Raw genomic sequence first — 26,790 nt, forward strand, 5'->3', positions numbered from 1 at the left:
CCGCAGGCAGGATAGACAAGCTCTTCAAACCTAAGAGAGTCTAGTGTTTGGGTTTCTGAAGGCTAGCAGGCAGCGAAAGAAGATCCGCCAGGACCGGATTTATCTTGAGGCAAGAGCACGACGTTTTCTCAAGGCCTACTTGGCCGCAGACTCCGTGCGAAAGCAGCGCTTCTACGAAGCGGTCGAAGGCGCATCAGCCGCTTGTCATCCGGGGATCGCAGACTCGACAGCTGAAGATGCCCAGATCGCTCAGTCGACCGCCGCGGCTGCACTCAAGGTGGTCAGAGCGCGGGACGAGCGTGGAGCCGACGTGGGTGATAGTACTGCCGGTTTTATTACGGATGCCTATGCCACCGTCGCCATTGCATATCGTCGCGCCGCTGGGGCTTACGTCATGGAGACAGATTTGCAAAAGCTGGGGACCGCAGCGGTGCACTTGCTCACGATGGCAACGTCATATCTGACGGCCAATCCTCCAGAGGGAGAACAACAGCCCCACCGATGAGGTGAGCCTCGGCTGCTCTCTGAATGTGGAGCAAAGGGGGTGGGGGTGGTCAAATCCTCCGAAGCCCGTGCTCCGTTGGACCGGCCTCACTCTCATATACGGATTTTTTTTCCCGGTTGCCCCTGTTTTTGGCGACTGCCTTCGAAGGTCGACCAAACTATGTAGTGAGACGTCGACAAAACGACGTTGTGCTTCCGTCATTTAGCAGGCGCACGACTTGACGTCTCGCCGCCAATCGCCAGAGCAGTGGCGGATTTTCGCTATTTATTTCCCGCAACCAGATCAGTGCCTACCTGCGGCATAGCCCACAAAATGGCAGGCGAGGGGACTGAAATGGTTTGTTCTTGCTATTAGGACTCGCCTCGCCAGGCAGGTCGCATCCAGGCCACGGTTCTCTTCACGGACATCGTCGAACCCACCAATCGGGCTGCTCAGATTGGTGATTAGCGCTGGCGCGCTTGTTGGATACACACGATGACGTTTCCGGCCGTCTTATCAGCAAGCATCGGGGTACTCTGATCAAGAGCACGGGGGGCGAGGTTCTGGGTTCGACGGCCGGGACGAGCTCTCCGTTGTGCGCTCGCCCTGAGCGAGGAAGCCAAGAGCATCGGCTTGCCCGTGCGAGCAGGTTTGCATTGCGGCGAAGCGGAAGCCAGGGGCGGTGATATTTGTGGCATCGCGGTTCACGCCGCGGCCCGCGTCATGTCGGTCCGCTAGTAGCGAAGTGCTTGTCTCTCGGGTCGTAACCGACTTGGTCGCACGGACGGATCTCAAGTTCTCCGAGCGCGGATCGACGAATCGAAGGGTCTGCCTGGCAGTTTGCGGACAGCAGATGATTTGCTGGCCTCCAAATTAGCGGAAGTCGAAGCGCACATTGCAGCGGTTCCATTTTGGACCATTGCAGACCTGCCCAAACTGCGCCTAGTCTAGGCAAGTTTTTGACGGGCAATCGGGTGCCCTCACCATTCGAACAATTGTTTGATCACTGACGTAACTGAGGATTATCCGTGGTAGACGTTCAGGTCGAGCGCCGGCTAGCGGCAATTTTGGCGGCTGACGTCGCCGGCTATTCACGGCTGATGGGCGAAGATGAGGAAGGCACGCTTGCTGGATTGAAAGCGCATCGCCGAGAGCTCGTTGATCACAAACTCAAATCCCATCGAGGGCGCCTGATCAAGACAACCGGCGATGGCATGTTGGTGGAGTTTTCAAGCGCCGTCGAAGCTGTGAAATGTGCGGTCGAAGTTCAACGCGGAATGGTCGATAGGAACGCAAACGTACCTCAGGCCCGGCGTATTGAATTCCGGGTTGGGATCAACGTCGGCGACATCATTGAGGACGAGGGTGATATATTTGGGGATGGCGTCAACGTAGCTGCCCGACTTGAAGGCATCGCGATGCGCGGTGGAATATGCATCTCTCGCCAAGTCCTTGACCAGATCGATGGCAAGCTTAACTTCCCTTTGCGCGAGTTAGGCCGGCAGAATCTAAAGAACATCGCGCGGCCAATCGAAGTCTATGCGATTGACCTGAACGAGGAAGGATCGCCCGCAACGCGAGTTCTGTCGGCAGCCAACCTCAAACAGGAAATTCGCTATTGCAGAGCCACGGATGGTGTGCGGTTAGCCTATGCTAAAGTGGGTACAGGACCTGGTCTGTTGAAATCGGCGCATTGGCTTGGCCATCTCGAATATGACTGGGATTTTCCGCTCCAGCGCGATTTCCTGCTTGGACTTGCTTCGTCATTTACCCTCGTAAGGTACGACGCGCGTGGCAACGGTTTGTCTGACTGGGATGTCGGAGAGCTCTCCCTTGATGCCTGGGTCAAGGACATGGAGAGCGTAGCCGACGCGGCCGGTCTCGACAGGTTTCCGCTGCTCGGGTTTTCGCAGGGCTGCGCGGTTTCGATCGCATTTGCAGCGCGGCATCCCGAACGCGTCTCGCACCTAGTTCTTTACGGTGGATTCGCCGTTGGTGCGAACAAAAACCCTAACTTCTCGGCCGCTGATCGAGAACGGTTTGCCGCAATGAAAACGCTGATGAAACTTGGGTGGGGCGCAGATGACCCGACTTTCCGGCAACTGTTCACCGCCTCGATGTTGCCGGATGCCACGAAGGAACAAGTAGACGCCTTCAATGAGCTTCAACGTCTAAGCGCCTCAGCCGAGTGCGCCGTGCGCTATATCGAAACGGTGTCCGACTTTGATGTTCGGCCTTTACTCAAACACGTGAAGGCGCCAACGCTTGTTATGCATGTTCGCGATGAACGCAGAGTGCCGGTCGCCTCTGGCCGCGACTTAGCTGCGGAAATTCCCGGAGCGAGGTTTGTAGCACTCCCTGGGAAAAACCATATGCTGCTACCACAGGATCCCGGCGCGCCAATATTTCAAGAAGAACTACGCAAATTCCTTCTTTAGTTTTCATCGGACTTGTATCGCTGCTCATCTAATTTAGCTCGATCGGTCACTGGCCGATTTCTTCCATAAGATCTCATATCCGAATGCCGTCAGGTGCTGGTGAGAAGGCGGACGCGCCGCGGGTCGGTTGCATCGTGCGCCGTGACTCGTAGCCGAACTTAATGGTCTGCCATGTAGTCGCAGAGAGGACTATGAATGAAAGCTCGCCGGGGTTGACGGAGACCAAGCGATGAAGGTCCGATGTATTAAGCTGTTGAATGCGCATGGAGAGCCTGTGCGCACCAGCGGGTGGCTGACCCTTGGGAAAGAGTACCTTGTTCTGGAGGTTGTTGTTGACGAGCAAAACGGAAATAGATTCGGGTCATTGGCGACGACGCTGGCACGCCTATACTAGCCCGATCGTCCGAATTTGAAGCGGTATCTGATACGATCCCGAAATGTTGGGTCGCGACCTTCAAGCCTAATTGGCTGCTTTTCTCCCCGGCAGCGTTTCGGGGCGACTTCTGGGAGCGCTATTTTGATGGCGATGCTGCAGCACGTAACGAGTTCGATGAAGTCGTCAAACTGATCGAAAACGAAACCCGATAAGGTTCTCCTTCTGGCTCGTAGCTGACGTGAAAGCAGAGTGCCGCTAGGTCTGGTTTCGGGAGGCAAGCTGACCGCGCAATTCGAGCTGTCCAAGGCAGCTTTTGACCCTTAGCTGACCTTAAGGCCGCTTTCACTGCCTTGAAGGGAGTGAAACTTGTCAGCCTCGAACCACCCCTCCGCCGTGTTCTTCGTCTTCGACATCCAGATTTACCCGGAATTGTCCGAACGAAGATGCGCTGACCCCTGGAAAGACGCCGGTCTATCGACAACCTACACCCAATGGAATGGGTGCATGGTCGAGATCAACAGCCGGAAAATCCCTGAGGCTAACGTCCAGGTCCGCGTCAACCTCTTCGAGTAATCGATGTACTGGCCTGAAGGGAGTGGACGGAACACCGGGTTTAACGGCGACACATGGACTTTGATCTAGATCAAACAGCCTCTCGACCCACGCAGTTGCCTACGTTGAGCGGCACCGGAGGAGTAGGGAATGTTCAGTAATCGCCCTACGTGGATGATGCATCTATTGGCTTTGGCAATAGCTGCCATCGGTCTCCTCACGATCCTTTCGATGGCGTTAGGGCCCTCTTGAAGGGAGTGGACGGTCCTCAACCGGAAAGCTAGGGTCGAGCGCTTCGAGGAGGCCCCAGAATGCCTTACTTCACATCTGACCAGGACCGCGGCGAGCGCATCGCTAAAGTGCTCGCCGACGTCTTTTGCGCGGCCTTGCTCCTAACCTTTTCCATCGTCTTCTTCGGTTGGATCGGCGGTCCAGTTGCTTTTCTCGTCGTCGAAGCTTGGCTGCTCGTGGTCGATTGGCTGGTCCCCAGCAAGGACGACGCTGCCGGCGTTGTTCGCTGACCTGAAGGGAGTGAACCAATGCCGTTGCCAGACGGTAGCAGGCTTTCGAATCCATTTGGTTCAAGTCGCCTATTAGCCCTGAGCCGAACACCGAGTGAGCCGTCGCCGTGTCGGCTGTGCGAGGTAGACCGGACAGAGGCCGCCGAGCTGAGCTTGACCTGTGCGCGCGAGGGCGGCAGAGCGCGCAGGCAGAGCGCTTTCATACATTTCCTTTCCAGATCAGCCATCGGTAGACGCCGAACACGTTGATAAGTGTCACCACCACGTTTTGCACCATCAGCGCATATTCCGCTGTTAGATAGCCGACGACGATCCAGATCACCGATGCACCGCTCAGCACGACGAAGGCCCAGCCGGTAATGAGTGGCCGCGCCCGGGCAGCTAGGATCAGCCCGGCGCCGATCGTGCCGACTGTCGCCACCCAACGCAGGATTTCATCCATGACACTTGTGCTCCCCGAAAGCCGACGCCGGAGCGTCGCTCCGCGATTTGCCTATACGGGCGCAGTCACAGGCAGGCCGCCGGAGTGGAACTTTCCGTCTCGTGCGCCGACCATCATGCGACCACCGCCCGAGCGACTTGGCTCCACAGTGGCGGCGGAAGGTCAGGGCACCACGTGGTGACCGCGAAGTATCAACTCCGCTGCGCGAAATCGGAAGCTCCTTTTTTCTCATCCCCGAACAGTGTTTCCAACAAACGGGGGGTGCTGGCACATTGGCCCCGAGCTGCCGAAATGAAATCGGAGCCAAGGACTTCTGCGGCAACGAGCTGATCGAATTTGCGCGACTTCCGCTGTTGGCCCGTAGCGGACCCTAACGGTGATGCGGACTGGGGCCCGCTTCTGACCCAAAGCCGACATGGCCGAGCCATCATCTTGAATGCGCGAGCACTTTCAGCCCCTATCAAAGCGCTAGTCTGACCCGCTATGATCTCGGTTCGAGCGGGGGAAATGGGCATGAGGCGGCGGGAATTTTTGATCCCAGCGAGGATGGATTATTTCATTCAATCTTACCCCAAGAGAGTACGTACGCTAGCCAAGTGGCTCGGCGTGATTGCCGCCGTTGTTTGGCTGAATCAACATTATGCCAGCGCTCAAGGGTTGTTTGCTGCCGCTACAGGCGCAAAGGATCTGACGTTTCCCGATTCGCCGTCCGCTAGCCCACCAGACGGTTCACGTATGATCTTGCTCAAACCGAAGGGAGCGGGACCGTTTCCTGCTATGGTCCTGCACCACCAATGCGCCGGTCTGCGCACCAAAGGCGGCCCGAACAGGTCGATGGGCGCCTGGGCGCAAGCTGCGGTTCAGCAAGGCTTCGTAGTGCTTTTGATAGATTCCCTGGGACCTCGCGATGTCGATATGGTGTGTTTGGAAGCAAAGAAGGGCGTTAACTTTCCGCGCGGCGTACGCGATGCTCTTCAGGCTGCTGATCACCTACGAGCCTTTCCATTCGTCGACAAGCAACGAGTCGCCCATGTAGGGTTTTCCTGGGGTGCAATGGTCGCGCTGCTGGGCAGCAGCAGCAATTGGCGAGCAGCTGCGCCAGGGAGTGAAGCATTTACAGCAGCTGTGGCGATATATCCGGGTTGCTTCTCAATCCAACCCAAAGCAGGCCCTCCATATGAAATCGTTCAGACTAAGATTGACCGTCCTACTCTGGTCTTGATGGGCGATAAGGATACCGAAACGCCGCCTGAAGAATGTATTCCCAAACTTCAAGCGGCCAAGAACGCAGGTGCACCCGTTGAGTGGTACACCTTCCCGAATGCTACGCATTGTTGGGACTGTCAGCACCTGAACGGGTTCTCAAAGACCGATTTTCGTGGCACGAAAGTGATCTACCGATACGACCCAAGCGCAACCCACGAGGCGCGGCGACGAATCTTCGCGTTTCTGGAAAAAACCTGGGGCACCGGCCGCTGACAGTGCCCGGCTCGCTGCAATCCTTACATCATCCAATCGTCATACGCTTTTTCGCTCTTCCGATGTCAACTGTTGGCCCAAATGCGAAGTTAGGGTGGGGCCTTCAATTGTCGGCTCATCAAGCTACACCGGAAGCAACCGACTGTTCCTCCAAGCGGCGCTCGTGACCCTGAGCCGCCATTCAGATGCGGGCGGCTTCATGCCACTACTGAAAGCCGGCGAGATCCATCCAGGCGACGTGGTCAAGAGACCTGCCATGCTCGTATGCCGCATCCACTACTGGTGGGAACCATCTTCGGCCCGGAGCTCGAGGTAGTCCCTTGAAGTATTGCGTCGGCAGCCTGCAGATCAGGTGCCCCAAAGCCCTCAGTGAACTGGCCATAGAGCGGGGCGAGCAGGTCGTGTGCCTCGCTGCGCCGACTCTGTTCTCCCCACAATCGTGCAAGGCGTGCCGCCGCGCGTAACTCCCACAGCTTGGCGCCTTGCTGGCGCGCCGTCGCAACGGCATGGGCAAACCGTGCTTCTGCGGCGGCCGCGTCGGGCCTTGGCAGCCGAAGCATCAGCTCGCCGATCATCCGATGGAGCTCGGCCTCGAACCACCGCTCGCCGGTTTCTTCCACTCGGTCCAGCGCCTCGGTGAGAAGATCCAAGCCTTCGCTCACCGCGCCGGCATCGCCGTGAAGCTCAGCGAGCAGGCTTAGGAAATAGGGCACCAGGAAACCCGCTCCCGTGGCCTGCCATCTCGTCAGCCCATCTCGAATCTGCGCCATACCAGCCCCAAAATCCCCAGCCTCACCCAACGTCCAGCCGCGAATGATGATGCCGGCTCCGAGGAAGTGCGGGGAGTCCTGCTCGGCTGCAAGTGCGATCAGCGCATTCGCCCGATCTCGCGCCTCGTCTTGGTCCTGACGGAGCTGCGACAGGATGCAGCCGTAAAGCAGGGCATAGCCGAGGGTGTTGCGATGGGACAATTCCTTCGCGTCTGTCAATGCCTCTTCGCTTCTCGCCTGGGCCTGCTCGGGATAGCCGAGGGCGAACAGTCCCCAGGATAGAACGGACAGTCCCGCCACGCTTGGATCCTGCGCAAACAGGAAGGCAAGCGACCGATGGGCGGCCGGATCGTAGAGAGCGAGCGTCCGCTCCAGATGGGCGCGAGCAGCCACTAACTCGCCGCGAAGCAATTCAGCGGTTCCGACGATGCGGTTGCCAATGGTTTCGGCAGCAGCATCGTTCTGCTCCTGGGCACGGCGGAGTAAATCCTCGCCTGCAGTTCGACCGGCGTCGAGCTCCGCCCTGACGACGTGAAAAACCCACTCCCCATAGAGAACGGGGAACAGCCGCGACGTGTCGCCGAGGCGCTCGCACAAGTCTCGGGCCCGTGCGTTGGCCCGGCCGACCTCCGGCGCCGCCCAGCCCTTCGCAGCCATCAGGGCGACACCGAGGGCGACTTGCAGTTCGAGTTCCTGCCGCCATCGAGCGACGTCGTCTGGGAGGGCAGGAATCAGCTCGAGCCCTTTGGTCAATTGCGTGATCGCCTCTGCTGTGGCCGAGCGCGCGATCTCTGCTTGTCCGGCCCTCAGCCAATAATCGATCGCCGGTTCGGCCAGCCCGGCCGCCGTCAAATGATGGGCCAGAAGCTCGGGCTGTGCCTGCACTGTCTCCGGAAAATGCTGTTCGAGCGCGGCGGCGATCCGGGCGTGCAAGCGCTGCCGCTTCGCGCGGACCAGGGTCGCATAGGCCGCATCCTGCACGAGCGCATGCTTGAAACTGTAAGTCGCTTGAGGTGGCGTCCCGCGCCGGAACACCAAGCCCGAGCCGACGAGGTCGTCTAACGCCATGTGCAGTTCGCTCTCCGGCAGCGCCGTCGTGAGAGCGAGCAGTTCGTGCGAGAATTCCCGGCCAATCGCGGCCGCGACCTGGGCTATCTCACGGGCTGGGGCCAGTCGATCGAGCCGGGCCAACAGCGACTCCTGGAGCGTCGTCGGGATCGCCATGGGCGGCAGCGGCCCCGCGAGCGCGTAGTGGTCGCCCTCATCGCGGAGCAGATTGGTCTCCAGCACGGTCCGCGTCAGCTCCTCGACGAAAAGCGGCACGCCGTCCGTCTTGGCGACGATCTGGTCGAGCACCGCCGCAGGCAATGCCTTGCCGCCGCTCAGCCGCGCGACCATGGCCGCACCTTGTCGGCGGCTTAACCGGCTGAGGGTCAGCGCGGCAACGTAGGCGTGGCGCATCCAGGGCGGTTCGAACTCGGGTCGGAAGGTGATGAGGACGAGCACGGGGGCGCCTTGCACCCGGTCGACCAGAAGATCGAGCAGCTCGAGCGAGGTGGGATCTGCCCAGTGCACGTCCTCGTACAGGACGAGGACGGGCCGGCGTCTTGCGAGCCCTAGGACCTGATCCACCAGCTCCTCGAGCGTCCGTTCCTTCTGCCGATGCGGGCTCATGTCGAGCGGTGGATAGCGCGCGGCCGTCTCGAGCGACAGCAATGCCGCGAGCAGCGGGGCTACCACTGCAACGTGATCGGTCGAGAGCGCAAGCAGTTCCTCGAGCTTGTCGAGCCTCGTTGCGGCAGAATCGTCCGCGGTGAAGCCTGCTGCCCGCTCCAGCAGGCCGATCACCGGATAAAGCGGGCTGGTCTGATGGTGCGGTGAGCAGTAGTGGCTCAGGGCCGTATGCGGCTCATTTTCAAGTCGCCCGCGGAGCGCCCGCACGAGGCGCGACTTGCCGATGCCAGGCTCGCCCGCCAGCAGCACCACCTGGCCATCACCCTCCTTGGCTCGCTCCCAGTGCTCGAGCAGCAGGCCCATCTCATTCTCGCGACCGACCAGCGGTGTCAGGCCTGCCCCGTGCAACGCCTCGAAACGGCTCTCGGCCGCGCCTTCCCCGATCACGCGCCACGCCCGCACCGGAACGGGAAATCCCTTCAAGATCTGCATGCCGAGCTCGGCGAGTTCGAACAGCCCGCCAATGAGCTCCCGGGTGCGGGCGGAGATCACCGCCGTGCCCGGCTCGGCCAGGCTTTGCAGCCGCGCCGCGAGGTTCGGCGTGTCGCCGACCACAGTTTCCTCGCGCGCCGCGCCTTCGCCGATCAACTCGCCGACAACCACCGGGCCGGTCGCAATGCCGACACGGGCCGCTAACGTCTCGCCATGCGCCGATCCCAGGCTGCGAACCGCCGCGACCGCGGCGAGGCCGGCCCGTACCGCGCGTTCGGCCTCATCCTCATGGGCGCGCGGATAGCCGAAATAGGCCAGCACACCATCCCCCATGTACTTCGCCACGTGCCCTTCGAACCGCGCGATCGCGCCCGCCACTGCGTTCTGATAGATCCGCAGGACTTGGGCCATCTCCTCCGGATCGAGCCGTGCTGCGAGCGCGGTCGAGTCGACCAGGTCGACAAACATCACGGTGAGCTGGCGGCGCTCGGCCTCGGGTGCGAGCGAGGTTTTCTCCAGGATAGCGGCGGGTGCGGCCGTGGCAGGGGTGGTCGCCGACATTGAGCCGGCGCGCAGGGCGGCAATGGCGGCGAGCAGTTTGCGGCGATGGCCGATCGAGGCGACGCCGAGCCCAATCAAATCCTCGGCCGTAAGATCGATGAGGACCTCGGCGTCGATGTCGTTCTCCCGGAACGCCTGTTGGTACTGTCCCAGCCCCAGACCACACAGCCAGGCCGCGACGTCCATGGGCTCCTCCCGGCTCTCGTGTTCAGAGCACCACGTGCTCAAGCCTACTGCAAAATGGCCGGGAGGGCACCGGGAAACACCACGGGCTGATTGCAAGTGAAGGGCAGCTTATGGCCCCTAGCGGACTGTCACGGCCATGCCCGCTGAGGCTTGTGGCCCATCGCTGACGTTCTTACCCAGATTGATAGCGATCCGCTAAGCGCATCAAAACGCCGGCCTTTGGCCGGCTTCTTCCATAACATCTGAACTGCGTAGCCGGCAGCATTGTACCCGGGTCTACGTTAGGCTTAATGGCATGTTAGCTACCCGTGGGGCTGCCGACCTGAAAGGCCAGCGCTGCACCCCCTTAAATGGACGTGGCGTACCACAAGGGCACACGCGACGGTGTTTGCTCCTGAGATTAAACTTGTCCTCCTTGCTCAAAACAGAAACGCTCGTGGGGCCGCTCTGGAGTCGCGCGGGCCAAAGGATCAACGGTGTCATTTCATCGCTTATTGCGGCGCGCCCTTGACCTCTCGTCCGTATTTCTACTGGTTCGGCGAACGTCGCATTGATCTCTCCTCCTAGTTGCGCTTGGATAACAGGAGGGGGCGCGGAAATGCGTTGGATTGTTATCGCTGGGGTCTGCCTTGCGTTGGGCGGCTGCGGCACAAAATATCAAGAAATGGGATTTACAGGCGGTGTCGCCGCGCAGCAGATGACTGCGGACACATGGCGCATTCAGTCGCGAGGCAATGCCTACACGAACTCTGCCACAGTACAGGACTACGTCCTCCTAAAGGCCGCAGAAACTACTCAAGCCGCCGGCGGTACGCACTTTCAGATTATCAGTGCATCCGATGCGAGTCGGGCCTCGACAATCGTGACTCCTGGAACGAGCAATACAACGTTCGTTGGCAATCAAGCTTTCACGACCACCTCACCCGGCAGCGTCGATACGGTGATCAGGCCCGGACAAGACGTCTATGTGCGCGTGCTTAAACTGCCACCCGGTCCCACGCCTCAAGGCGTCTACTCCGCCCAAGAGATTGTTCAATTTGTGGGATCTCGAGTTGAGCGCCCGCGATGAAGGAGCGGCGAGCCTATGTCGGCCCATAATGTCATAGGACTATCATTTCTCCTCGCGCTATTGAGCGCTTCCGCTCACGCAGCCTGCGGCGACAATGGCGGTCCGGGCTATCGCAATCAGACGGGAAAGTGTGTCGGCTGGGAAGCGCTCGCTCGTCAATGCGGAAACCCGCCATCGACGATGTGCACCCCGGAGCGGGTGGCTTCAGGAGCAGAGAATGCGACAGCCAATGGCGCAACGATCCGATTGTTGATGGATCGGTCTCACGACGTGAGAAAGCTGCCGAACAATCCGCAGAGATAGACCACTTGCGCTTGTCCCAGGGTTGCGAAAAAATATCTTCATAGTATCGGAGCCTTGCATTGGCGTCCTCCTGCCTTATGACAACCTTCTGCGACCACCGTCGCAATTTATCGGATTCTCGAACCTGCGAACATAGGCCCAATCAGATTGGGATTCCCCGGTTTTGCTGCGGCGTCAGGATGGTCGCGGCAAAGGTCCGACGCTAGACGGCGGAGGGCACGACAATGAACAAGCGTGATCCGAGGGGCCCGATCTGAGCAGTTCTCCCTGACCGAAACGCGCACTTATGAGGGGGTACGCTACAGCGATTTGTCGTTGACGCTGTACAAGGTACGGAACGGCAACATGCAGACGTACACCTTGTCAGATGACGAGTTCTGAGCAGTTTTGTAGAGCAGATGCAATGAGCCGCCCCCTGTCACTGAGAGGGTACGCTGCACATTGCTGAAGCCGATCCATCGTAAGCGGCGCTGACATTGCTTTCCGAGGTCAAGCGGACGCCGCGCGCTCACACGCGCGATTTACAAGGCCTCGGCGATACACTCAAAGATCTAGTTATTCCATAACATTGGATCGGCGAATGACCCTTGCCCGGACATGCCGGACCTAAGGCCTGTCCCGGCCTGGTCGGAAGCCCAATAGCAGCTAACGTCTGCAACGTTCAGATTGCATTTTCATGATCGTGTTCGGCTTTGGTTGCATGGGATGCTGATGCTGTTGTCCGAAAATGGCTTGCTCACCGGCGAACCACAGTCTTCAACGAGTCGACGAACACCCAGAAGGAGGCGGCGAACAGGCCGACATCCTTGAGGAGGAACTGGCCCGGCGCGACGGTGATCGCGGGCGCCCCGAGCTCCGGCACGACGACGCCCGGCGTCGAGATCATGAAGCTGAGTGTCGTAACGAAGAGTCCGGCCGAGAGAAGTCCACCGGCTGAAGAGAAGATCGGGCTAGCTAATCTAAGGGCAATCAGCAGCGCGATGCTGAGTTCGACGAAGCCAAGGAAGGTCGAGAAGCCGCGCACCGAAAACAGAGTGTAGAACCAGCTCAGCAGCGGACTGTTCTCCACCAGCGGCACCAGGCCTTGTGCCTCGTACTCGGTGAATTTCATGCCACCGAACCAAGCGTAGATGATCGCGAGCGAGGCGTAGAGCCAGAACCGGCTGAGTGGCTCGGCGTAGACGAGCACATACCTCACGTGATCGCGCCAATCGGCAGTGGCGACCGGCGCGAGAACCGGCGTAGAGGTCGGAATAATGAAGAGTGACATGGTAGCCTCCGTACGGTTGGAAATGTGCTACGCTGCAGCTGCACTTCGGTATCGCGCCGGCACTGAGCTGAGGGAAAGGTTTGGCATGAGCTTCTGTCGCGCCAATTCGTAGTCGGCCCAGTCCGCTGCATCTGGAAGCGAGGGGATCGTGATTACTTCACCCTGATCGAAGCCGGCGAGGGCCGCGTCAACGAGGTCATCCGACCTCATGACGATATTGGACGGCAGATTCTCGACGGCGCCACCGGCTGCGTCCCAGAAGTTGGTCGCCGTTGCGCCGGGCAGGACGGTCTGGATACGCACGTTCTTGTCTGCCAATTCCTTGTGAAGCGACTGGCCCAGGGCGAGCACGAAGGCTTTGGTTCCGCCATAGACGCCGTTCAGGACTTCCGGCGCGATGGCGACCACCGAGGCAATGTTGATGATCGCCCCGCCTCCACGGGCGACGAGCGCAGGAGCCGCGGCGTAGGTAAGTCGCATCAGCGCCGTCACGTTGAGATTGACCATCTCCTCCATGGCATCCACATCGGACTGCAACAGCGGCTCCAGGCCGCCGACGCCTGCGTTGTTAACCAGCAGTGTGACGCCGGGGTCCGTGGCCACGATCGCCTCGATCCGCTTCAGGTCACCCTTGTTGTTCAGGTCCGCGGCAACAGTCTTGACCATGCGGCCCGTGGCGCCGGCGATGCGTGCCGCCAGTTGGTCGAGCCGGGCCTGGTTGCGTGCGACGAGGATGAGGTCGTAGCCACGGCGAGCCAGCCGGTCAGCGTAAACCGCACCGATTCCGGCAGAGGCACCTGTGATGACTGCGACACCTTTGTGAGAGACGGACATTGCACTTCTCCTTTTCTTGCGCCATTGGCGCGGGGGTGGATACTTTTGCCTGGTCACCGAAATGCAGCGCGAACCTCGTCGATGATCTGCTGGGGATTCTGTAGGTGAGGGTAGTGCCCGATACCGGGAAGTAGCGTTAGCTCGGCGCCAATTCTATCGGCGAATTCGATCCCCATTTCCTTTTTGATGTAGAGATCTTTCTCGCCCCACACGACCGTCACCGGGATTGCCAGCCGCTCCAGATTCGATTCGAAGTGGTTCTGGTCCCGCGTAAAGTGCGCGTAGTAGTGCGAAAAGGCATCCGCCGTCGTTATTGCGCCGTGACTCCAAGCGCGTGACATGTCGTCCTTGAGCGGGCGCGGCACATCGAATTGTGCTTCCTTGGGCAATCCTCTTCTGAACGCGTTTTCCAGGATGTCATCGCGATTCTTGTTCAGCTGGTCGCGGGCCTGTTCCATCGAAGGCCCGGCTTTCAATCTCTGCAGGCTCTCGTACATATGCTGAGGCCTGTCGAAGGGGGCGAAATCGCCGACGATGATCGACGTCGCGATGCCGGGCTTCTCCTGGGCCAGAAGAAGGGCCGGCAGAGCGCCGATGTCGGTTGCGTAGATGGTGAGCTTCGACGTGTCGATGCCCGCTTTGCGTATGTAGTCGTACAGAACGCGTGCGTAGTCTTTGGGAGCGTAGGAGAACATTGCGACTGTCGGCCGCGACGAAAGCCCGAAGCCCGGCCAGTCGAAAGCGTGGACTTCGTAGTCGCCGGCGAGAGTAAGAGCGATATCTTTCCAGGCGTACATCGTCTCCGGAAATCCGTGCAGGAAGAGAACGGTCCCCTTCGGGTTCGCATTGCGGACCACCATTCTCCGGAGCGTTATGTCCTTATCGATCTCAAGGAAGCTGACTTCGGCGTTGTGCTCTTGTGCCGATAGCGTTTGGCCGTGTGCCGGCCCACTGAAAGATCCGGATACCGGCGCGGCGAGTACCGTGGCAGCGGCGATTGCGATCGCCACGCCGCCGTGACATCGGCGCCGAACCTTGATTTTATCCGAGCTATTGCTCATGACTAATCTCCCGAACTCGAAAGTCGCGTTCTTTCATTTGTGATGCCGCTTGCGTGGCGTTCTCGATGCTGCTTACTCGCCCAGCACCAGGAGAGGTTTGCCTTTCTCGACGATGTAGGTCGCAATCTCGGCGGCCTTGACAGAGCCGACGTTCTTCACCGCATGCGGCGTTCCATGCGGAATGAAGAGCACTTCGCCAGCTTTGACGGTCCGCGGCGGCCTGCCGTCGAGGTGATACTCCAGCGCGCCTTCAGTGACGTAGACGAGCTCTTCACCGGGATGCGAGTGCCTGACGGCGCTGACGCCCGGACCGAACTCAACGAGTACCTGGATAACCTCGCGTCCGGCGGCACTGAGATCGTTGCGAAGCAGATTGGTTCGTTTGATATCGCCCAGGCTGACTTCGTGGGCCTGTGCCACAGGCAAGGTCGAGCCGGTGGCGATGAGAAATGCCGCAGCTGCGGCGATAATGCGGAGCGTTTTCATTTGAGTCTTGTCCTTCTTCAGGTTTGAATTTGCAGCGATTGATGTGTCTGGTTCAGGTCAGTGTTGACGTAGCGGCCGAAACGCCGCAGCGACTTCCCGGGAGAAAAGTTCGGGCTGTTCCCAGGCTGCGAAGTGCCCACCCTTCTCGACCTCGTTGAAGTAGCTGAGGTTGCGATAAGCGCGGCGCGCCCAGCTCTCCGGAGCGCGATACACTTCGTCCGGGAAGACGGAGATCGCGACGGGAAGCGAGATTTCCGCGGTCTTCTGCGCGGCGGAGAGAATGACGCTCTGGCCGCTGGTTTCCCAATATATGCGGCCCGAGGAAGTGGCGGTGTTCGTTAGCCAGTACAGGGTGACATCGTCCAGCATCTCATCGCGGGTAAGCAGGCGCAGCGGCTCGGCGTTGTTGTAATCGAACATCCAGGCCGCGAGCCCGGCTGGGGAGTCAGTCAAAGCGTATCCGATGGTCTGGGGCCGGGTGCCCATCATTGCGGCGTAGGCCCGGTACCTCTTGTAGAAGGTGGAAAGCGCGTCGAACGCTGCACGTTCCTTTGGCGAAAGATCCTGCGGAGCCGGCGCGCCGGTGGCGAGCAGCGACGCGATCTCGGACGGCACAGCCGCGGGGAGGTTGATGTGAATACCGAGCAATCCTGCCGGAGCCTGTCGCGCCATTGCACTGGAGATTGGCGAGCCCCAGTCGCCGCCTTGAGCCACGTAGCGGCTGTAGCCGAGGCGGTTCATCAGTTCGGCCCAGGCTCGTGCGATGCGCTCCGGCCCCCATCCGGTGCCTGCGGGCTTGCCGGAAAAGCCGAAGCCGGGGATCGACGGCAGAACAAGATCGAATGCGTCTTCTGCGCGTCCACCGTGGTCTGTCGGATCGGTCAGAGGACCGACGGTCTTGAGCAACTCGAACACCGAGCCCGGCCAGCCGTGCGTCATGATCAGCGGCAGGGCGTTGGCATGACGTGAGCGAACGTGGATGAAGTGGATGTCGATGCCGTCTATCGTCGTTGTGAACTGCGGCAGGGCGTTGAGCCTGGCTTCAGCCTTGCGCCAGTCGTAGCCCGTGGCCCAGTGTCGCAGAAGTTCGCTAAACGTGGCGAGCTGCAGGCCTTGCGATCCATCATCGACCGTCTCCCGGTCGGGCAAGCGCGTTGTAGCGACGCGCCGGCGAAGGTCGACCAGCGCCTCCTTTGGGAAGTCGATACGAAACGGCCGAATTGCGTCATTCGGGCCAGCCAGAGCGCGGTGAAGAGGAAACAGGCCAGCCGTGCCGGCGATCGCGATGCCCATCGCGACGCTGCCCAGCAGAGCGCGCCGATCCTGGTCGATAAATTCGGAAACCTGCGGCCCGTGCATTTGGCTCTCCCTTGCCTGAGCGGGCACCGACCAATCTGGTTCGCGCACCGCCTGTGGCTTGAATGTCGCCTGACAGCCTAAAAAATGCTCGTTAGGTGTTGTTAAGCGCTGTTACCGATTGCTTACGCTGGAGAAATTCGCCGCGCGCCAGCAACGTACCTGCGAAAGCAGGATGCGGGATCGGACCGGGCAGCGAAATTGAGCTTAGTCGAACGTAGCAATTTCGCCCTTTTCACAGCCCTCTAATCCTCCACTACCGACTTTACAGGCCGCAATAAGTGCGGCTACTTCTCGCATTGCAGAGCCTTTTGGCGGAAAACGCGGTACAGCAGTTTCGTCGGCCAGCATCGATAAGGGTGCACGCAGGTGACCGAACTTGAAACATCAAACGGTTCTCGCGCGAGCCAGCTGAGGGCACCGCACGATGCAGACATCGCTTCCTTCGGACCGTTTTCCCTTCACGACAAGGCGCGGCTGCTTGAACGGGATGGAGTTCCAGTCAAGCTAGGTAGCCGCGCGCTGGATATCCTTTGGCTGTTGGTCAGCCGTGCTGGCGATGTCGTATCGAAGAATGAGCTGCTGGCTCACGCGTGGCCGGGCCTTGTCGTCGAAGAGATCAATTTGCGGGTTCACATCGCCGAGGTCCGCAAGGCACTCGGTGACGGCAAGGAGGGCGCACGGTACATCACGAACATACCAAGCCGCGGTTATTGTTTCGTCGCGCCGGTGCAGCGCATCGCAGACGCGCCTCCGGCGGTTTCGCTTCCCGTGCAGGCCCCGGGCGTTCCTGAGACGCCTTCGCCTGTGCTGCCTCACCGCCTGGAGCGGATGATCGGACGGGATGACGTTGTGCGGGAAGTGTCGCAGCGTTTGCTGCGCGAACGCTTCATCACCCTCAGGGGGCCGGGTGGAATCGGCAAGACCACAGTTGCGATCGCGCTGGCCCACGAGCTCTCGGCGCAATTCGACGGTCAGGTTCGCTTTCTCGACTTCAGCATGGTCAAGGATGCGGCGCTTGTCGCCGGCACGATCGCCTGGGCTCTCGGGCTCGTGGTGCACCATTCTGATCCGACCGACAGCATCGTCGGCTACCTGCGCAACCGTCGCCTGCTGCTGGTGCTCGACAGCTGTGAGCATGTCGTCGAGGTAATTGCCGGGATGGCGGAGCGTATTCACCAGCAGGCGCCCGGGGTCAGCGTACTGGTTACCAGCCGAGAGTCGCTGCTTGTGGAAGGCGAGCAGATCTTCGAGCTCGGTCCGCTTGAGGGGCCACCGCAGGGCGCGGGGCTGAGCGCAAGCGAGATGTTGGCCTATCCGGCTGCGCGCCTGTTTACTGAACGGGCTGCCGCGGCGGGCCATCGCTCGGAAATTGCCGACGAAGACGCAGAGGTCCTCGCTGAGATATGCAGCAAACTCGATGGTATTGCGCTGGCGATCGAGCTCGCCGCCGTACGGGTCGGCACACATGGGCTGCGCGAGATGGTGACGCTGCTCGACGGCCGGCTCAAGCTGGAGTGGCGTGGCCGGCGGACCGCGCCTCCGCGACAGCAAACCCTCGGTGCAACGCTGGACTGGAGCTATGGTCTGATCAGCGAGAGCGAGCGGATCCTTCTCCGTCGCCTTGCCATCTTTGCTGCCCCCTTCACGTTGCAGGGCGCGGCCATGGTCGCAGGCGAGGAGGAGGGTCCGGCAGAGCGCATTGTGGATTCGTTGGAGCAACTCGTCGCCAAATCGCTGATCGCGGTGCGGCCTGACGGCGCGGTGACACGCTATCGGCTTCTCGATACCACCAGGACCTATGCGACGCAAAAACTCGCCGATAGCGGTGAAGCGACAGGTACGGCGCGCCGGCATGCCCATTATGTCCAGCACGCGCTGGAGACGACGGCGGCAGATTCTGACAGCGGCGACCAGGCCTTACGTTCGCGAGCTCGGACGCTGCTGTTTTCCGACGCGCGTGCCGCGTTGAAGTGGGCTTTCGCCAATGATGAGGGCGCTGGACTGCGCGTGCCGCTGGCCGCAGCGTGCTCCAAGCTGTTTGTCGAGCTCAACTTACTGGACGAAGCACGCTTGTGGTCGAGCCGCGCGCTTACGATGCTCGACGATTCGAGCCGCTGCAGTGCATGGGAGCTGGAGCTGCAGGCGACCCTCGGACACGCTTTCATGTTCACCGAGCGCAACAGCGATCAGGCCGAAACGGCGCTGCGGCGTGGTCTCGAGATCGCTGAAGCCATCGGCGACGGCGCGAGCCGATTCAAGCTGCTGGCGCGGCTGAACATGTTCTATCGCAGGACTGGCGACTATAGGCTTTTGTTGCCGCTGGCCCTCGAAGCCGAACGGACCGCGCAGGCGATCGGTGATCCGGCAGGGATTGCCGGCGGCAAAGGCTTGGTCGGGGTTTCCTATCACCTGATGGGAGACCAACGCGCGGCGCAGCTGCATCTTGAGGAAGGAGTTGCGGGCGGTGAAGCTCTGCGCCGCATGCAGCCGGGCCATTTTGCTTATGCACGCACGCCGCAAATCCCGCTCGCTCGCGTGCTTTGGTTACGAGGATTCCCGGATCAGGCGGTTGAATGCGCACGGCCCCTGACGGGGTCGGCTGCGCCGCGGGATGCCGTGATGCACTGCATTGCTCTGTGCTGGTCTGCGTCGCTCTATGGTTGGATCGGTGACTGGTCCACGGTCGAACAGATGGCCGGTCGTCTGTCGGCTCACGCGGCGAACCACGCGCTGGCGCCCTATCAGGCCGTGGCCGCTGGCTTCCGCGCACAGACCATGATCGCGCGTGGAGAGGTCAAGGAAGGTATCGAATTGCTTCAGGCCGCGCTGCCAAGGCTGCACGCGGACCGTTACGAACTGTATGCCTCCGCTTTCATTTCCGACCTGTCGCAGGGGTTGGCTAGCCTCGGTCAATTGGCGGCGGGGCTGCGCGTCTTGCACGAGGCAATCGCCCGCATTGAGCCCGCCGGCGAAGCTTTCGACGGACCGGAGCTTCTGCGCCTGCGCGGTGAACTCGAGGCGCGCGGCGGAGACCTGAAGGCGGCGGAAGCAAGCTTTGCGGCCTCGATCGCGCTGTCCGAAAAGCAGGGTGCGTTGTCATGGCGGCTGCGAACGGAAACGTCGCTGGCGCGCTTTCAGCGCAAGCAACGTAAGGGGAAGCCGCTGGACGGACTGGCCGAAACCTACGCCCGCTTCACAGAAGGCTTCGAAACGGCCGACCTGAAGGCCGCACGCGAAGTGCTGGACGAGGCTGCAAAGTAGCCGCTGCCTCAGCCGAATCGGAAGTCGGAAAGGTCGATTGACACCATCAGCGTATCGAGCATCGGCTTCAGTTCGTCGCCGCGCAGATAGGCCCTTCGCCGCGTGGGGATCCAGATGCCGTCCACGTTCACGGGGTCTGTGACATACTGCGCCGCCGGAAAACTGCCGGCGATATCCACGTGATAGTCGTGCCGGCGGATGAGCATGTCCTCGCCGAAATAGAAGTCCTGCTCAGAGCTGTGGCTGGCGATCTTCGCAGGAAAGGTGGCCCTCAAGCCGCGCCAGGTTTCCGCTCCTTCGCGCCAAGGCTCGATTTCCTCGACCTCGAAGCCGTCCATGGCGAGCAGGAACGGTGTGGTGAGATAAGTCCAGAGCGCATATCCGTTGAAATAAGCGCGATGCAGCGGGTCCCAGCTCGTCCGCAGGTCGTGCCGCGCAAACGAAGACCGGGGATTGGATCGTTCGGCGACCAAGCTGCCGTCGGCCGCAAGAATGGCGATGCGATCGGATGTGAAGTCGGTATGCCGGCCAGTTCCGAACGGCGCTACCGAGGCCCATTGCCGATGCAGTTCGACCCGCATTGTTCGCGCGACAGGGTCCTGCGGGACGCCCTTCAGTGCCCATAGGTCGCCGCCGCTGACGATGGTGGCGGTGAGCGCGTGGTGAGATTTCCAGCGGTTCAGGCCTCCATGGGCCTCGATTGCATCAGTGAGCAGCGGTATCATTTCGGGTCCTTTCAGCGTTCGCCTTGATAGCTCAGACAATCGGGCAAAGGCCTCTAATTGGCCCGTTAGGTGTTGTTAATCGCTGTTGGAGGGCACAGAGGGTAACAAAATCCCTTTGCCTCAATGCCTTGTCTGGTCGCTGACGCCCAAGCTTTCTGATTGTTGGGGGGAACCATCGGGCCGCATTGCCGGCGCGCAGTTTCCGTCGCTGCGACGTCGCGTGACAACGTCTAACAACCCTTAACGAGCTAACGTCCCTGATCCGGTGCATATCGCTTCCAAACGAGGCCGATGTCGTTCGAGACGACGCCTCAACGGGGAGTAAAGATTATGCACAAGGACGCCAATCAGACTCGCCGCGAGTTCGTCGGTGCTGCTGCTGCGCTCGCAACCAGCATTGGATTGACCGGCTCTGCCGTCGCGCATCTGAGCCGAGCGGAAGTTACAAATGCAACGACACGGACGCTGGCAATCAATGCGTCTCCTGAGCATCTGAAGCAGATCAACGCTGGCCTTCTGAACGTCGGATATACCGACAGCGGGCCGGTTAGTGGGCCGACTGTCTTGCTGCTGCACGGTTGGCCCTACGATATCGACAGCTTTGAAGAAGTCGTGCCTCTCCTGGCGGCCCAAGGTTATCGCGTCATCGTACCCTATCTGCGCGGCTACGGCACCACCCGCTTTCTTTCAACCGCGACCTTTCGAAATGGTCAGCAATCGGCTCTTGCAGTCGACATCATCGCGCTGATGGACGCACTGAAGATCGAGAAGACAATCGTCGGAGGATTCGACTGGGGCGCCCGCACCGCCAATATCTTGGCTGCCCTCTGGCCGCAGCGCGTCAGCGCGATGGTCTCCGTCAGCGGCTACCTTATCGGAAACCAACAGGCCGGAAAGATGCCGCTTTCGCCGAAGGCCGAGCATGAGTGGTGGTATCAATACTATTTCGCCACCGAGCGAGGCCGTATCGGCTACGAAAACAACCGGCGCGAATTCGCAAGGCTGATCTGGCAGCTTGCATCGCCGAAATGGAATTTCGACGACGCCACCTTCGGGCGCAGCGCACAGGCCTTGGACAATCCCGACCACGTCGCAATCGTGATTCACAATTATCGCTGGCGGCTTGGATTGGCCGAAGGCGAACAAGCCTACGACGCGCTCGAGGCCCAACTGGCCAAGGCTCCGACCATCGGCGTGCCGACCATCACGATGGAAAGCGACGCCAATGGCGCGCCGCATCCCGACCCCGCCGTCTATGCGAAGAAGTTTGCCGGCAAGTACGAGCACCGGCATATCCCCGGTGGTATCGGCCACAATCTTCCCCAGGAAGCGCCGAACGCATTCGCGCAGGCCGTTCTCGACGTCGCAGCGCAAGTGTGACCGCCGTGACGTATTCACCCAGCACACAACAGGAGAAAACAATGACAGTAGCAATCAATCCCGCCAAGGTCCGTTTGGCGGACATGAAATTCGAGATCGCCGTCATCCCGGTCTCGGATGTTGCGCGGGCCAAGGAGTTCTACGCGAGCCTTGGTTGGCGCTTTGACGCCGAATTCACCAATGGCAGCGACTTCCATGTGATCCAGTTCACGCCTCCGGGCTCCGGCGCCTCGGTAATTTTCGGCAAGAACGTCACGCCAGCGAAGCCGGGTGCCTCCCAGGGTCTGTACCTGATCGTGTCCGACATCGAGGCCGCCCGGAAGGAGCTGCTGGCGCGCGGCGTCAAGGTCAGCGAGGTGTTTCACGGCGATGACAACGTCCACACCGGCACCGACGAACCTTACCTGTTCGGAAGTGTCCGGGTCAGCGGCCTGGATCCGCAGCGCCGCACCTACCACTCGTTCGCATCCTTCAGCGATCCGGACGGCAATGGCTGGGTGCTGCAGGAAGTCACCAACCGCCTGCCTGGCCGGGTCGAGGGCGACACGACCTTCGCCTCTGTCTCCGAGCTCGCGGCGACGCTCCGCCGCGCGGCGGCAGCCCATGGCGATCATGAGAAGCTGACCGGGGAGCACGACGTAAACTGGCCGGACTGGTACGCCGAGTACATCGTCAACGAGCAGGCGGGCAAGCCACTGCCGAAGTGACTCTTCAGCGGTTCGCCGGAGTCGGCGAACCGCACCTTCACAAGCCCGCTGCGGAGTAGCACCCATGAGCAACCGAATCCTCGTCTTCTACGGCTCCTATCGCTCTGACCGGACGGGTATCCGGCTCGCCGAGTACGTTGTCGACCAGCTGCGCTGCCGAGGTGACGACGCCGGACTGATCGACGCCAAGGCGGTCAACCTTCCGATGCTTGACCGCATGTACAAGGAGTATCCGAAGGGCCATGCGCCCGCGGTGCTTGAGCAGCTGGCGCAGAAGATCAAGGCGGCGGACGGATTCATCTTCGTCACCGGCGAATACAATTGGGGCGTCCAGCCCGGTCTGAAGAATCTCACCGATCACTTCCTTGAGGAGTGGTTCTGGCGCCCCGCCGCCATTGTCAGCTATTCGGCCGGGCGCCTGTCCGGCGCGCGCGCCGCCACCGCCTGGCACGGCACGTTGTCCGAAATGGGCATGGTGGTGATCTCGAGCACGATCGCGGTTGGCCCGATCGGCAAGGCCCTGTCAGTCGACGGTCTGCCGACCGGCGAGGGCGGCAAGGCGCTCGAGCAGTCGTTTCCGCGCTTTGCCGACGACCTGACGTGGTGGGTCGAGGCCGGCAAGGCGCAGCGGCAGCGAAAGCAACCACCGTATTGATCTTAGGAAAGGCGTCCATTCAAACACAACGGAGAATATCATGGGTATTCAACAAAACATCGTCGCCGGCGCAAGCCAAGGGATCGGTGCGGAGCTCATCAAGGCGTTTCACGATCGCGATTACCGCGTGATCGCGAACTCGCGCTCGATCAAGCCGTCATCGGACGAGAACGTTCTGAACATCGCCGGTGACATTGCCAATCCGGCGACGTCGGATCGCATCATCCGCAGCCACCGAACATCATGCTGATTTGCGCTGCGATTTGGTGGAGGACTTCTTTGCCGCTGCCTCTTTCGCCGGCCTCTTGCCTTCGATGGGCATCAGCATTTCTTTTTGGCCGGCCGTAGCCTTTCGCGGCTTCTTTACTGGCTTCTTCTTGGCATTCGGCTTCTCCCCCCCACCAGAGACGCTTCGGCGCAGCGCCTCCATCAGGTCAACGACGTTCTCTCCGCGTGGTCGCTCCTTCGGCGTGATCGGCTTGCCGGCTCGCTTTTGATTGATGAGTTCAATCAAGGCGCTTTCATACTGATCTTCAAACTTTTCAGGCTCGAACCGGCCAGCCTTCTGATTGACGATGTGCTTCGCGAGATCGAGCATGTCCTTTGTGACTTTGACGTCCTGGATTTCGTCAAAATATTCTTGCTCGCTGCGCACCTCATAGGGATAGCGGAGCAGGGTGCCGACCAACCCCTTGTCCATGGGTTCAAGCGCGATGATGTGCTCTCGATTGGTCAGCACCACCCGCCCTATTGCCACCTTATTCATCTCGCGGATTGTTTCTCGAATTACAGCGAAGGCGTCATGCCCGACCTTTCCATCCGGACGGAGGTAATAGGGCCGGATCAGATAACGGGGATCGATGTCAGACTTGTCGACGAACTCGTCAATCTCGATGGTGCGGGTGGATTCCAGCGCGACTTCCTCAAGTTCTTCCTTCGTGACCTCGATGAACTGGTCCTTCTCGATCTGGTAGCCCTTGACGATGTCCTCGTTTGGCACCTCGTCGCCGGTGTCTGCGTCTACCTTCAGGTATTTGATGCGGTGGCCGGTCTGTCGGTTGAGCTGGTTGAACGAAATTTTTTCGCTCTCTGAGGTGGCAGGATAGAGTGCCACCGGGCAGGTGACGAGGGATAGGCGCAGGAAGCCCTTCCAGTTCGCGCGCGGTGCCATGTACGCAGAACTCCGTTTGGACGCCTGGATTCAAGACGATCGGTCGTGCCGGGTTCCGACGCGCGACAGCACGCGCAGGATCATTTTTCCTGAGAAGGGGTCGACTCTCGTGTTCATGTTATGTTCTAATCGGGCATGACCAATCGACCCGCGAGCTGGCGCATGCCAACCCCCAAGCAAATGGAAAAGATGGACGCTGCGGCCGGCGGAAACCTGCCGCGGGTGCCTGGATTGGCCCCAGGCGCTGATTTGCCGGCCGAATATTGGCAGGCTCTGCTGGATGACGCTTGCGCGCAGACCAAGCCGGACAAGTCCACCCAGGCGCTGCGGTTAGGCCAAATTTCTCAACATGTTTTGCGGGTGGGCTGCGGCCGGTGCGGCAGGATGGTCGAGATCCAGAAAGCCGACGCCACCCGCCTGTACGGTGCAGACGCTGTTTGGCGGCAGGTCGGTCAGCGGCTATTGGACAATACGTGTACTCAGCGTACGGGACGTTACGAAGAGGATGGCTGCTGGCCAAAGTTCGACTAGGCCATGGCGCCCAAGCATCATCCGACGCCCCTCTCCGGGACCGACCGAAAAGCACTTGGCAAAGAGTTGGACCGGGCCCGTGCGATGACCGCTATCCTCGCCTCGCAAGCGGCTGACGCCCGCGCCAAGGGCGAAGCTCTGATCCGTCAGGCTGACAAGTTGGTGTGCGAATCCTGGAACGAGAAGATGTGGGCGGATGGAGGCCCGATCGATCCATCCCCCACGATCGACCAAGCCGTGAACGGTGGCTACTCGTGGCTTGAGATCGAATGCTCGCGGTGCAAAACAAAGAGGGACGTCGATTTGGCTGCGGTGCGGCATCCGCCAACCACATTCATCCACGACCTTGCTAGCAGGCTTCGCTGCAGCAAGTGTGCTGAGATAGGCCGACGACCAACAGCCACTCTCCTGCAACTGACGCCTCGTCCCCGCCTGGCACTTCCGGAGACCTGAACGTGTGCAATCTCTACTCGATGACAAAGAATGTGGAGGCGATCCGGCGCCTGTTCGGCGCGCTGAACAGCAGCGTCGGCAATTTGCCTAGCATGCCAGGCATCTTTCCTGACTACCCGGCTCCGATCGTCCGCAATGGGCCTGACGGAAGGGAAGTCGCGATGGCGCGCTGGGGCATGCCCTCTTCATCGGAGGCGCTGATGAAGGCAGCGAAGAGACGAGCCGAGAAGATCCAGTCGAAGGGCAAGACCGTCGACTTCAAGGAATTGCTGCAGAGGGAACCGGATGGCGGCACCACCAACATTCGCAATACCAGCAGCAAGCATTGGAAGCGATGGCTCGGGCGCGACAGCCGCTGTCTTGTCCCCCTGACGTCGTTTTCAGAGTACGACACTATTGAGGGCAAGCGGGTGCCGGTGTGGTTCGCCTTCGACGAGTCTCGTCCCCTCGTTGCCTTTGCTGGGATCTGGACCAATTGGACATCAGTGCGGAAGGTCAAGGAAGGCGCAGTCACGATCGATGTTTTCGGTTTCCTGACCTGCGAGCCAAATGCGGAGGTGAAACGCGTCCACCCAACAGCAATGCCGGTGATTCTGACGACAACGGCAGAATACGACACCTGGCTCCGTGCTCCCTGGGACGAGGCCAAAGCACTGCAGCGGCCTCTTCCTGATGGCGCGCTTAAGATCGTCGCTACCGGCGAGAAGGAAGACCCAGCTACCACAGCTTAGGTTCTGCACAGACCGACGGAACACGTGGACAAGCTGGAGACGCGGCAAAACGGAATCCCTGCCCCGTGCTAGCCGCGCGGAACGAACGATGGGCGGTGCGATTCGTTGCCGGCAGGAGTGATCTTCATGCTGATGACAAGAGAAAGACGGCGGGCAATCCGTGCCTTGCGCGGTTGGGCGATCTCCGTGCTGCAAGACGCTGGCGCCATCCGCGAGTGCGAGGAGCATGGTTGGATGCAGGACCGCGCCGACCCGCACTCGCGCCACAGAGCAATGGAAGTCGCGAAACAGAATCCCCCCGCCGGGCTGTCTCCGGACCAAGCGGCCGCTGAGATGCGGGACGTACTGGACTCGATCGGCGACACTTGCCCCGACTGTCCTTCTGAAGATGTTTGATGGCGTCCTGAGACGACTGCGATCATCTAAAAGCGCGGACGTCTCAAACGAGCGAGAGTCGCTCCTCCCTGAGTGCCACCAAAATTCAGTGCCTTCGACGCTTTGCGAAGAAGCGTTGAACACATCTTACTGTAAGACGGACATGCCATTCTAAATGGCGGGGGCACGAAAGTAGGCCAGCAAAATGGCTTGTGCTTCCGCGATGCTGCTGGCTAAGGACGGAGTGTACAACTGGGGGATGCACACGAGAGTTTGCAGGAAGACTAAGCAGAAGGTCGCCTAGTCGGGTGCGGCTTGCATTTCGAGGCACCGCCTGGACGGAGGCTGCCATTCCCACACGGAGGGCTCCAGCATGAGCCTTTCGGACTACGGGTGTACTGGAATCCAACTTCGACGCCGGCGAGGGGCCGGCCGGCGTAGACC

The 26,790-nt window shown here is 60.5% G+C and carries 23 protein-coding genes; 14 read left to right on the forward strand and 9 right to left on the reverse strand.

What is annotated here, in order from left to right:
- Positions 1 to 43 precede the first annotated feature (43 nt).
- The 3 genes from D6B98_RS30060 to D6B98_RS30075 all read left to right on the forward strand — a co-directional run bounded on the left by D6B98_RS30060 (position 44) and on the right by D6B98_RS30075 (position 4,371).
- Positions 44 to 505 (forward strand): hypothetical protein, encoded by a 462-nt coding sequence (locus tag D6B98_RS30060; protein WP_126260647.1) that lies wholly within the window; start codon positions 44 to 46, stop codon positions 503 to 505.
- Positions 506 to 1,512: 1,007 nt separating this feature from the next.
- Positions 1,513 to 2,922: an alpha/beta fold hydrolase gene (locus D6B98_RS30070; protein WP_245481488.1), complete on the forward strand. Its 1,410-nt coding sequence runs from the start codon at positions 1,513 to 1,515 to the stop codon at positions 2,920 to 2,922.
- 1,239 nt (positions 2,923 to 4,161) lie between these two features.
- Entirely contained in the window at positions 4,162 to 4,371 is a 210-nt protein-coding gene (locus D6B98_RS30075) for a hypothetical protein (RefSeq protein WP_126260648.1), read from the forward strand.
- Between the two features lie 199 nt (positions 4,372 to 4,570).
- On the opposite strand, the gene D6B98_RS30080 is transcribed toward D6B98_RS30075, so the two are convergent.
- Positions 4,571 to 4,813 carry a hypothetical protein gene (locus D6B98_RS30080; RefSeq protein ID WP_051056887.1) on the reverse strand — a complete coding sequence of 81 codons (243 nt, stop codon included), beginning with the start codon at positions 4,811 to 4,813 and terminating at the stop codon, positions 4,571 to 4,573.
- Positions 4,814 to 5,359: 546 nt separating this feature from the next.
- Between D6B98_RS30080 and D6B98_RS30085 the strand changes: the two genes are divergently transcribed.
- Positions 5,360 to 6,292: a dienelactone hydrolase family protein gene (locus D6B98_RS30085; RefSeq protein ID WP_164718957.1), complete on the forward strand. Its 933-nt coding sequence runs from the start codon at positions 5,360 to 5,362 to the stop codon at positions 6,290 to 6,292.
- A gap of 242 nt (positions 6,293 to 6,534) precedes the next feature.
- Here the strand turns inward: D6B98_RS30085 and D6B98_RS30090 are convergent, their stop codons facing one another.
- Positions 6,535 to 9,975 carry an adenylate/guanylate cyclase domain-containing protein gene (locus D6B98_RS30090; RefSeq protein ID WP_126260650.1) on the reverse strand — a complete coding sequence of 1,147 codons (3,441 nt, stop codon included), beginning with the start codon at positions 9,973 to 9,975 and terminating at the stop codon, positions 6,535 to 6,537.
- Between the two features lie 598 nt (positions 9,976 to 10,573).
- Between D6B98_RS30090 and D6B98_RS30095 the strand changes: the two genes are divergently transcribed.
- Positions 10,574 to 11,044, forward strand: a complete 471-nt coding sequence (locus D6B98_RS30095) for a CC0125/CC1285 family lipoprotein (protein WP_126260651.1) — start codon at positions 10,574 to 10,576, stop codon at positions 11,042 to 11,044.
- Between the two features lie 1,039 nt (positions 11,045 to 12,083).
- Here D6B98_RS30095 and D6B98_RS30100 read toward each other — a convergent pair.
- The 5 genes from D6B98_RS30100 to D6B98_RS30120 all read right to left on the reverse strand — a co-directional run bounded on the left by D6B98_RS30100 (position 12,084) and on the right by D6B98_RS30120 (position 16,357).
- Positions 12,084 to 12,617, reverse strand: a complete 534-nt coding sequence (locus tag D6B98_RS30100; protein ID WP_126260652.1) for a YkgB family protein — start codon at positions 12,615 to 12,617, stop codon at positions 12,084 to 12,086.
- Between the two features lie 27 nt (positions 12,618 to 12,644).
- Entirely contained in the window at positions 12,645 to 13,451 is an 807-nt protein-coding gene (locus tag D6B98_RS30105; RefSeq protein WP_126260653.1) for an SDR family NAD(P)-dependent oxidoreductase, read from the reverse strand.
- Positions 13,452 to 13,504: 53 nt separating this feature from the next.
- Positions 13,505 to 14,512 (reverse strand): alpha/beta fold hydrolase, encoded by a 1,008-nt coding sequence (locus D6B98_RS30110; protein WP_126260654.1) that lies wholly within the window; start codon positions 14,510 to 14,512, stop codon positions 13,505 to 13,507.
- 72 nt (positions 14,513 to 14,584) lie between these two features.
- Positions 14,585 to 14,998: a cupin domain-containing protein gene (locus tag D6B98_RS30115; RefSeq protein ID WP_126260655.1), complete on the reverse strand. Its 414-nt coding sequence runs from the start codon at positions 14,996 to 14,998 to the stop codon at positions 14,585 to 14,587.
- Positions 14,999 to 15,055: 57 nt separating this feature from the next.
- Positions 15,056 to 16,357 (reverse strand): epoxide hydrolase family protein, encoded by a 1,302-nt coding sequence (locus tag D6B98_RS30120; RefSeq protein WP_126260656.1) that lies wholly within the window; start codon positions 16,355 to 16,357, stop codon positions 15,056 to 15,058.
- A gap of 366 nt (positions 16,358 to 16,723) precedes the next feature.
- On the opposite strand from D6B98_RS30120, the gene D6B98_RS30125 reads away from it, so the two are divergent.
- On the forward strand, positions 16,724 to 19,618 hold the full coding sequence (locus tag D6B98_RS30125) for an ATP-binding protein (protein WP_126260657.1): 2,895 nt from the start codon (positions 16,724 to 16,726) through the stop codon (positions 19,616 to 19,618).
- An 8-nt stretch (positions 19,619 to 19,626) separates the two neighbouring features.
- Here the strand turns inward: D6B98_RS30125 and D6B98_RS30130 are convergent, their stop codons facing one another.
- A complete protein-coding gene (locus D6B98_RS30130; protein WP_126260658.1) occupies positions 19,627 to 20,343 on the reverse strand; it encodes a hypothetical protein in 717 nt (238 codons plus the stop codon).
- 330 nt (positions 20,344 to 20,673) lie between these two features.
- Between D6B98_RS30130 and D6B98_RS30135 the strand changes: the two genes are divergently transcribed.
- From D6B98_RS30135 to D6B98_RS30150, 4 genes are all read left to right on the forward strand, one after another.
- Positions 20,674 to 21,723 carry an alpha/beta fold hydrolase gene (locus tag D6B98_RS30135; RefSeq protein WP_126260659.1) on the forward strand — a complete coding sequence of 350 codons (1,050 nt, stop codon included), beginning with the start codon at positions 20,674 to 20,676 and terminating at the stop codon, positions 21,721 to 21,723.
- 41 nt (positions 21,724 to 21,764) lie between these two features.
- A complete protein-coding gene (locus tag D6B98_RS30140; protein ID WP_126260660.1) occupies positions 21,765 to 22,430 on the forward strand; it encodes a VOC family protein in 666 nt (221 codons plus the stop codon).
- A 64-nt stretch (positions 22,431 to 22,494) separates the two neighbouring features.
- Entirely contained in the window at positions 22,495 to 23,085 is a 591-nt protein-coding gene (locus D6B98_RS30145) for an NADPH-dependent FMN reductase (RefSeq protein ID WP_126260661.1), read from the forward strand.
- Between the two features lie 40 nt (positions 23,086 to 23,125).
- The gene (locus tag D6B98_RS30150) at positions 23,126 to 23,335 is read left to right on the forward strand and encodes a Rossmann-fold NAD(P)-binding domain-containing protein (RefSeq protein WP_126260662.1); all 210 of its coding nucleotides are present in this window, start codon (positions 23,126 to 23,128) and stop codon (positions 23,333 to 23,335) included.
- Here the strand turns inward: D6B98_RS30150 and ku are convergent.
- Positions 23,327 to 24,256, reverse strand: a complete 930-nt coding sequence (gene ku, locus D6B98_RS30155) for a non-homologous end joining protein Ku (protein ID WP_126260663.1) — start codon at positions 24,254 to 24,256, stop codon at positions 23,327 to 23,329. The two genes, D6B98_RS30150 and ku, sit on opposite strands and share 9 nt — an antisense overlap.
- A 162-nt stretch (positions 24,257 to 24,418) precedes the next feature.
- Here ku and D6B98_RS30160 point away from each other — a divergent pair, with 162 nt between their 5' ends.
- The 4 genes from D6B98_RS30160 (at position 24,419) to D6B98_RS41005 (ending at position 26,367) form a co-directional block, all read left to right on the forward strand.
- Positions 24,419 to 24,787 (forward strand): hypothetical protein, encoded by a 369-nt coding sequence (locus tag D6B98_RS30160; RefSeq protein ID WP_245481489.1) that lies wholly within the window; start codon positions 24,419 to 24,421, stop codon positions 24,785 to 24,787.
- A gap of 3 nt (positions 24,788 to 24,790) precedes the next feature.
- Positions 24,791 to 25,240, forward strand: a complete 450-nt coding sequence (locus D6B98_RS41000) for a hypothetical protein (RefSeq protein ID WP_126260665.1) — start codon at positions 24,791 to 24,793, stop codon at positions 25,238 to 25,240.
- A 2-nt stretch (positions 25,241 to 25,242) separates the two neighbouring features.
- The gene (locus tag D6B98_RS30170) at positions 25,243 to 25,971 is read left to right on the forward strand and encodes an SOS response-associated peptidase (RefSeq protein WP_126260666.1); all 729 of its coding nucleotides are present in this window, start codon (positions 25,243 to 25,245) and stop codon (positions 25,969 to 25,971) included.
- Between the two features lie 126 nt (positions 25,972 to 26,097).
- Positions 26,098 to 26,367 carry a hypothetical protein gene (locus tag D6B98_RS41005; RefSeq protein ID WP_126260667.1) on the forward strand — a complete coding sequence of 90 codons (270 nt, stop codon included), beginning with the start codon at positions 26,098 to 26,100 and terminating at the stop codon, positions 26,365 to 26,367.
- Positions 26,368 to 26,790: the final 423 nt, after the last annotated feature.

Origin of the sequence: Bradyrhizobium sp. LVM 105, assembly GCF_003957705.1 — a bacterium.
In the GTDB taxonomy this organism is placed as follows: Bacteria; Pseudomonadota; Alphaproteobacteria; order Rhizobiales; family Xanthobacteraceae; genus Bradyrhizobium; species Bradyrhizobium frederickii.

Bases quoted from the DNA above. Each gene is read 5' to 3' on its own strand.
- D6B98_RS30075 (WP_126260648.1), top strand. From the start codon at position 4,162: ATGCCTTACTTCACATCTGACCAGGACCGCGGCGAGCGCATCGCTAAA.
- D6B98_RS30080 (WP_051056887.1), bottom strand. From the start codon at position 4,813: ATGGATGAAATCCTGCGTTGGGTGGCGACAGTCGGCACGATCGGCGCC.
- D6B98_RS30085 (WP_164718957.1), top strand. From the start codon at position 5,360: ATGGATTATTTCATTCAATCTTACCCCAAGAGAGTACGTACGCTAGCC.
- D6B98_RS30090 (WP_126260650.1), bottom strand. From the start codon at position 9,975: ATGGACGTCGCGGCCTGGCTGTGTGGTCTGGGGCTGGGACAGTACCAA.
- D6B98_RS30095 (WP_126260651.1), top strand. From the start codon at position 10,574: ATGCGTTGGATTGTTATCGCTGGGGTCTGCCTTGCGTTGGGCGGCTGC.
- D6B98_RS30100 (WP_126260652.1), bottom strand. From the start codon at position 12,617: ATGTCACTCTTCATTATTCCGACCTCTACGCCGGTTCTCGCGCCGGTC.
- D6B98_RS30105 (WP_126260653.1), bottom strand. From the start codon at position 13,451: ATGTCCGTCTCTCACAAAGGTGTCGCAGTCATCACAGGTGCCTCTGCC.
- D6B98_RS30110 (WP_126260654.1), bottom strand. From the start codon at position 14,512: ATGAGCAATAGCTCGGATAAAATCAAGGTTCGGCGCCGATGTCACGGC.
- D6B98_RS30115 (WP_126260655.1), bottom strand. From the start codon at position 14,998: ATGAAAACGCTCCGCATTATCGCCGCAGCTGCGGCATTTCTCATCGCC.
- D6B98_RS30120 (WP_126260656.1), bottom strand. From the start codon at position 16,357: ATGCACGGGCCGCAGGTTTCCGAATTTATCGACCAGGATCGGCGCGCT.
- D6B98_RS30130 (WP_126260658.1), bottom strand. From the start codon at position 20,343: ATGATACCGCTGCTCACTGATGCAATCGAGGCCCATGGAGGCCTGAAC.
- D6B98_RS30135 (WP_126260659.1), top strand. From the start codon at position 20,674: ATGCACAAGGACGCCAATCAGACTCGCCGCGAGTTCGTCGGTGCTGCT.
- D6B98_RS30140 (WP_126260660.1), top strand. From the start codon at position 21,765: ATGACAGTAGCAATCAATCCCGCCAAGGTCCGTTTGGCGGACATGAAA.
- D6B98_RS30145 (WP_126260661.1), top strand. From the start codon at position 22,495: ATGAGCAACCGAATCCTCGTCTTCTACGGCTCCTATCGCTCTGACCGG.
- D6B98_RS30150 (WP_126260662.1), top strand. From the start codon at position 23,126: ATGGGTATTCAACAAAACATCGTCGCCGGCGCAAGCCAAGGGATCGGT.
- ku (WP_126260663.1), bottom strand. From the start codon at position 24,256: ATGGCACCGCGCGCGAACTGGAAGGGCTTCCTGCGCCTATCCCTCGTC.
- D6B98_RS30160 (WP_245481489.1), top strand. From the start codon at position 24,419: ATGCCAACCCCCAAGCAAATGGAAAAGATGGACGCTGCGGCCGGCGGA.
- D6B98_RS41000 (WP_126260665.1), top strand. From the start codon at position 24,791: ATGGCGCCCAAGCATCATCCGACGCCCCTCTCCGGGACCGACCGAAAA.
- D6B98_RS41005 (WP_126260667.1), top strand. From the start codon at position 26,098: ATGCTGATGACAAGAGAAAGACGGCGGGCAATCCGTGCCTTGCGCGGT.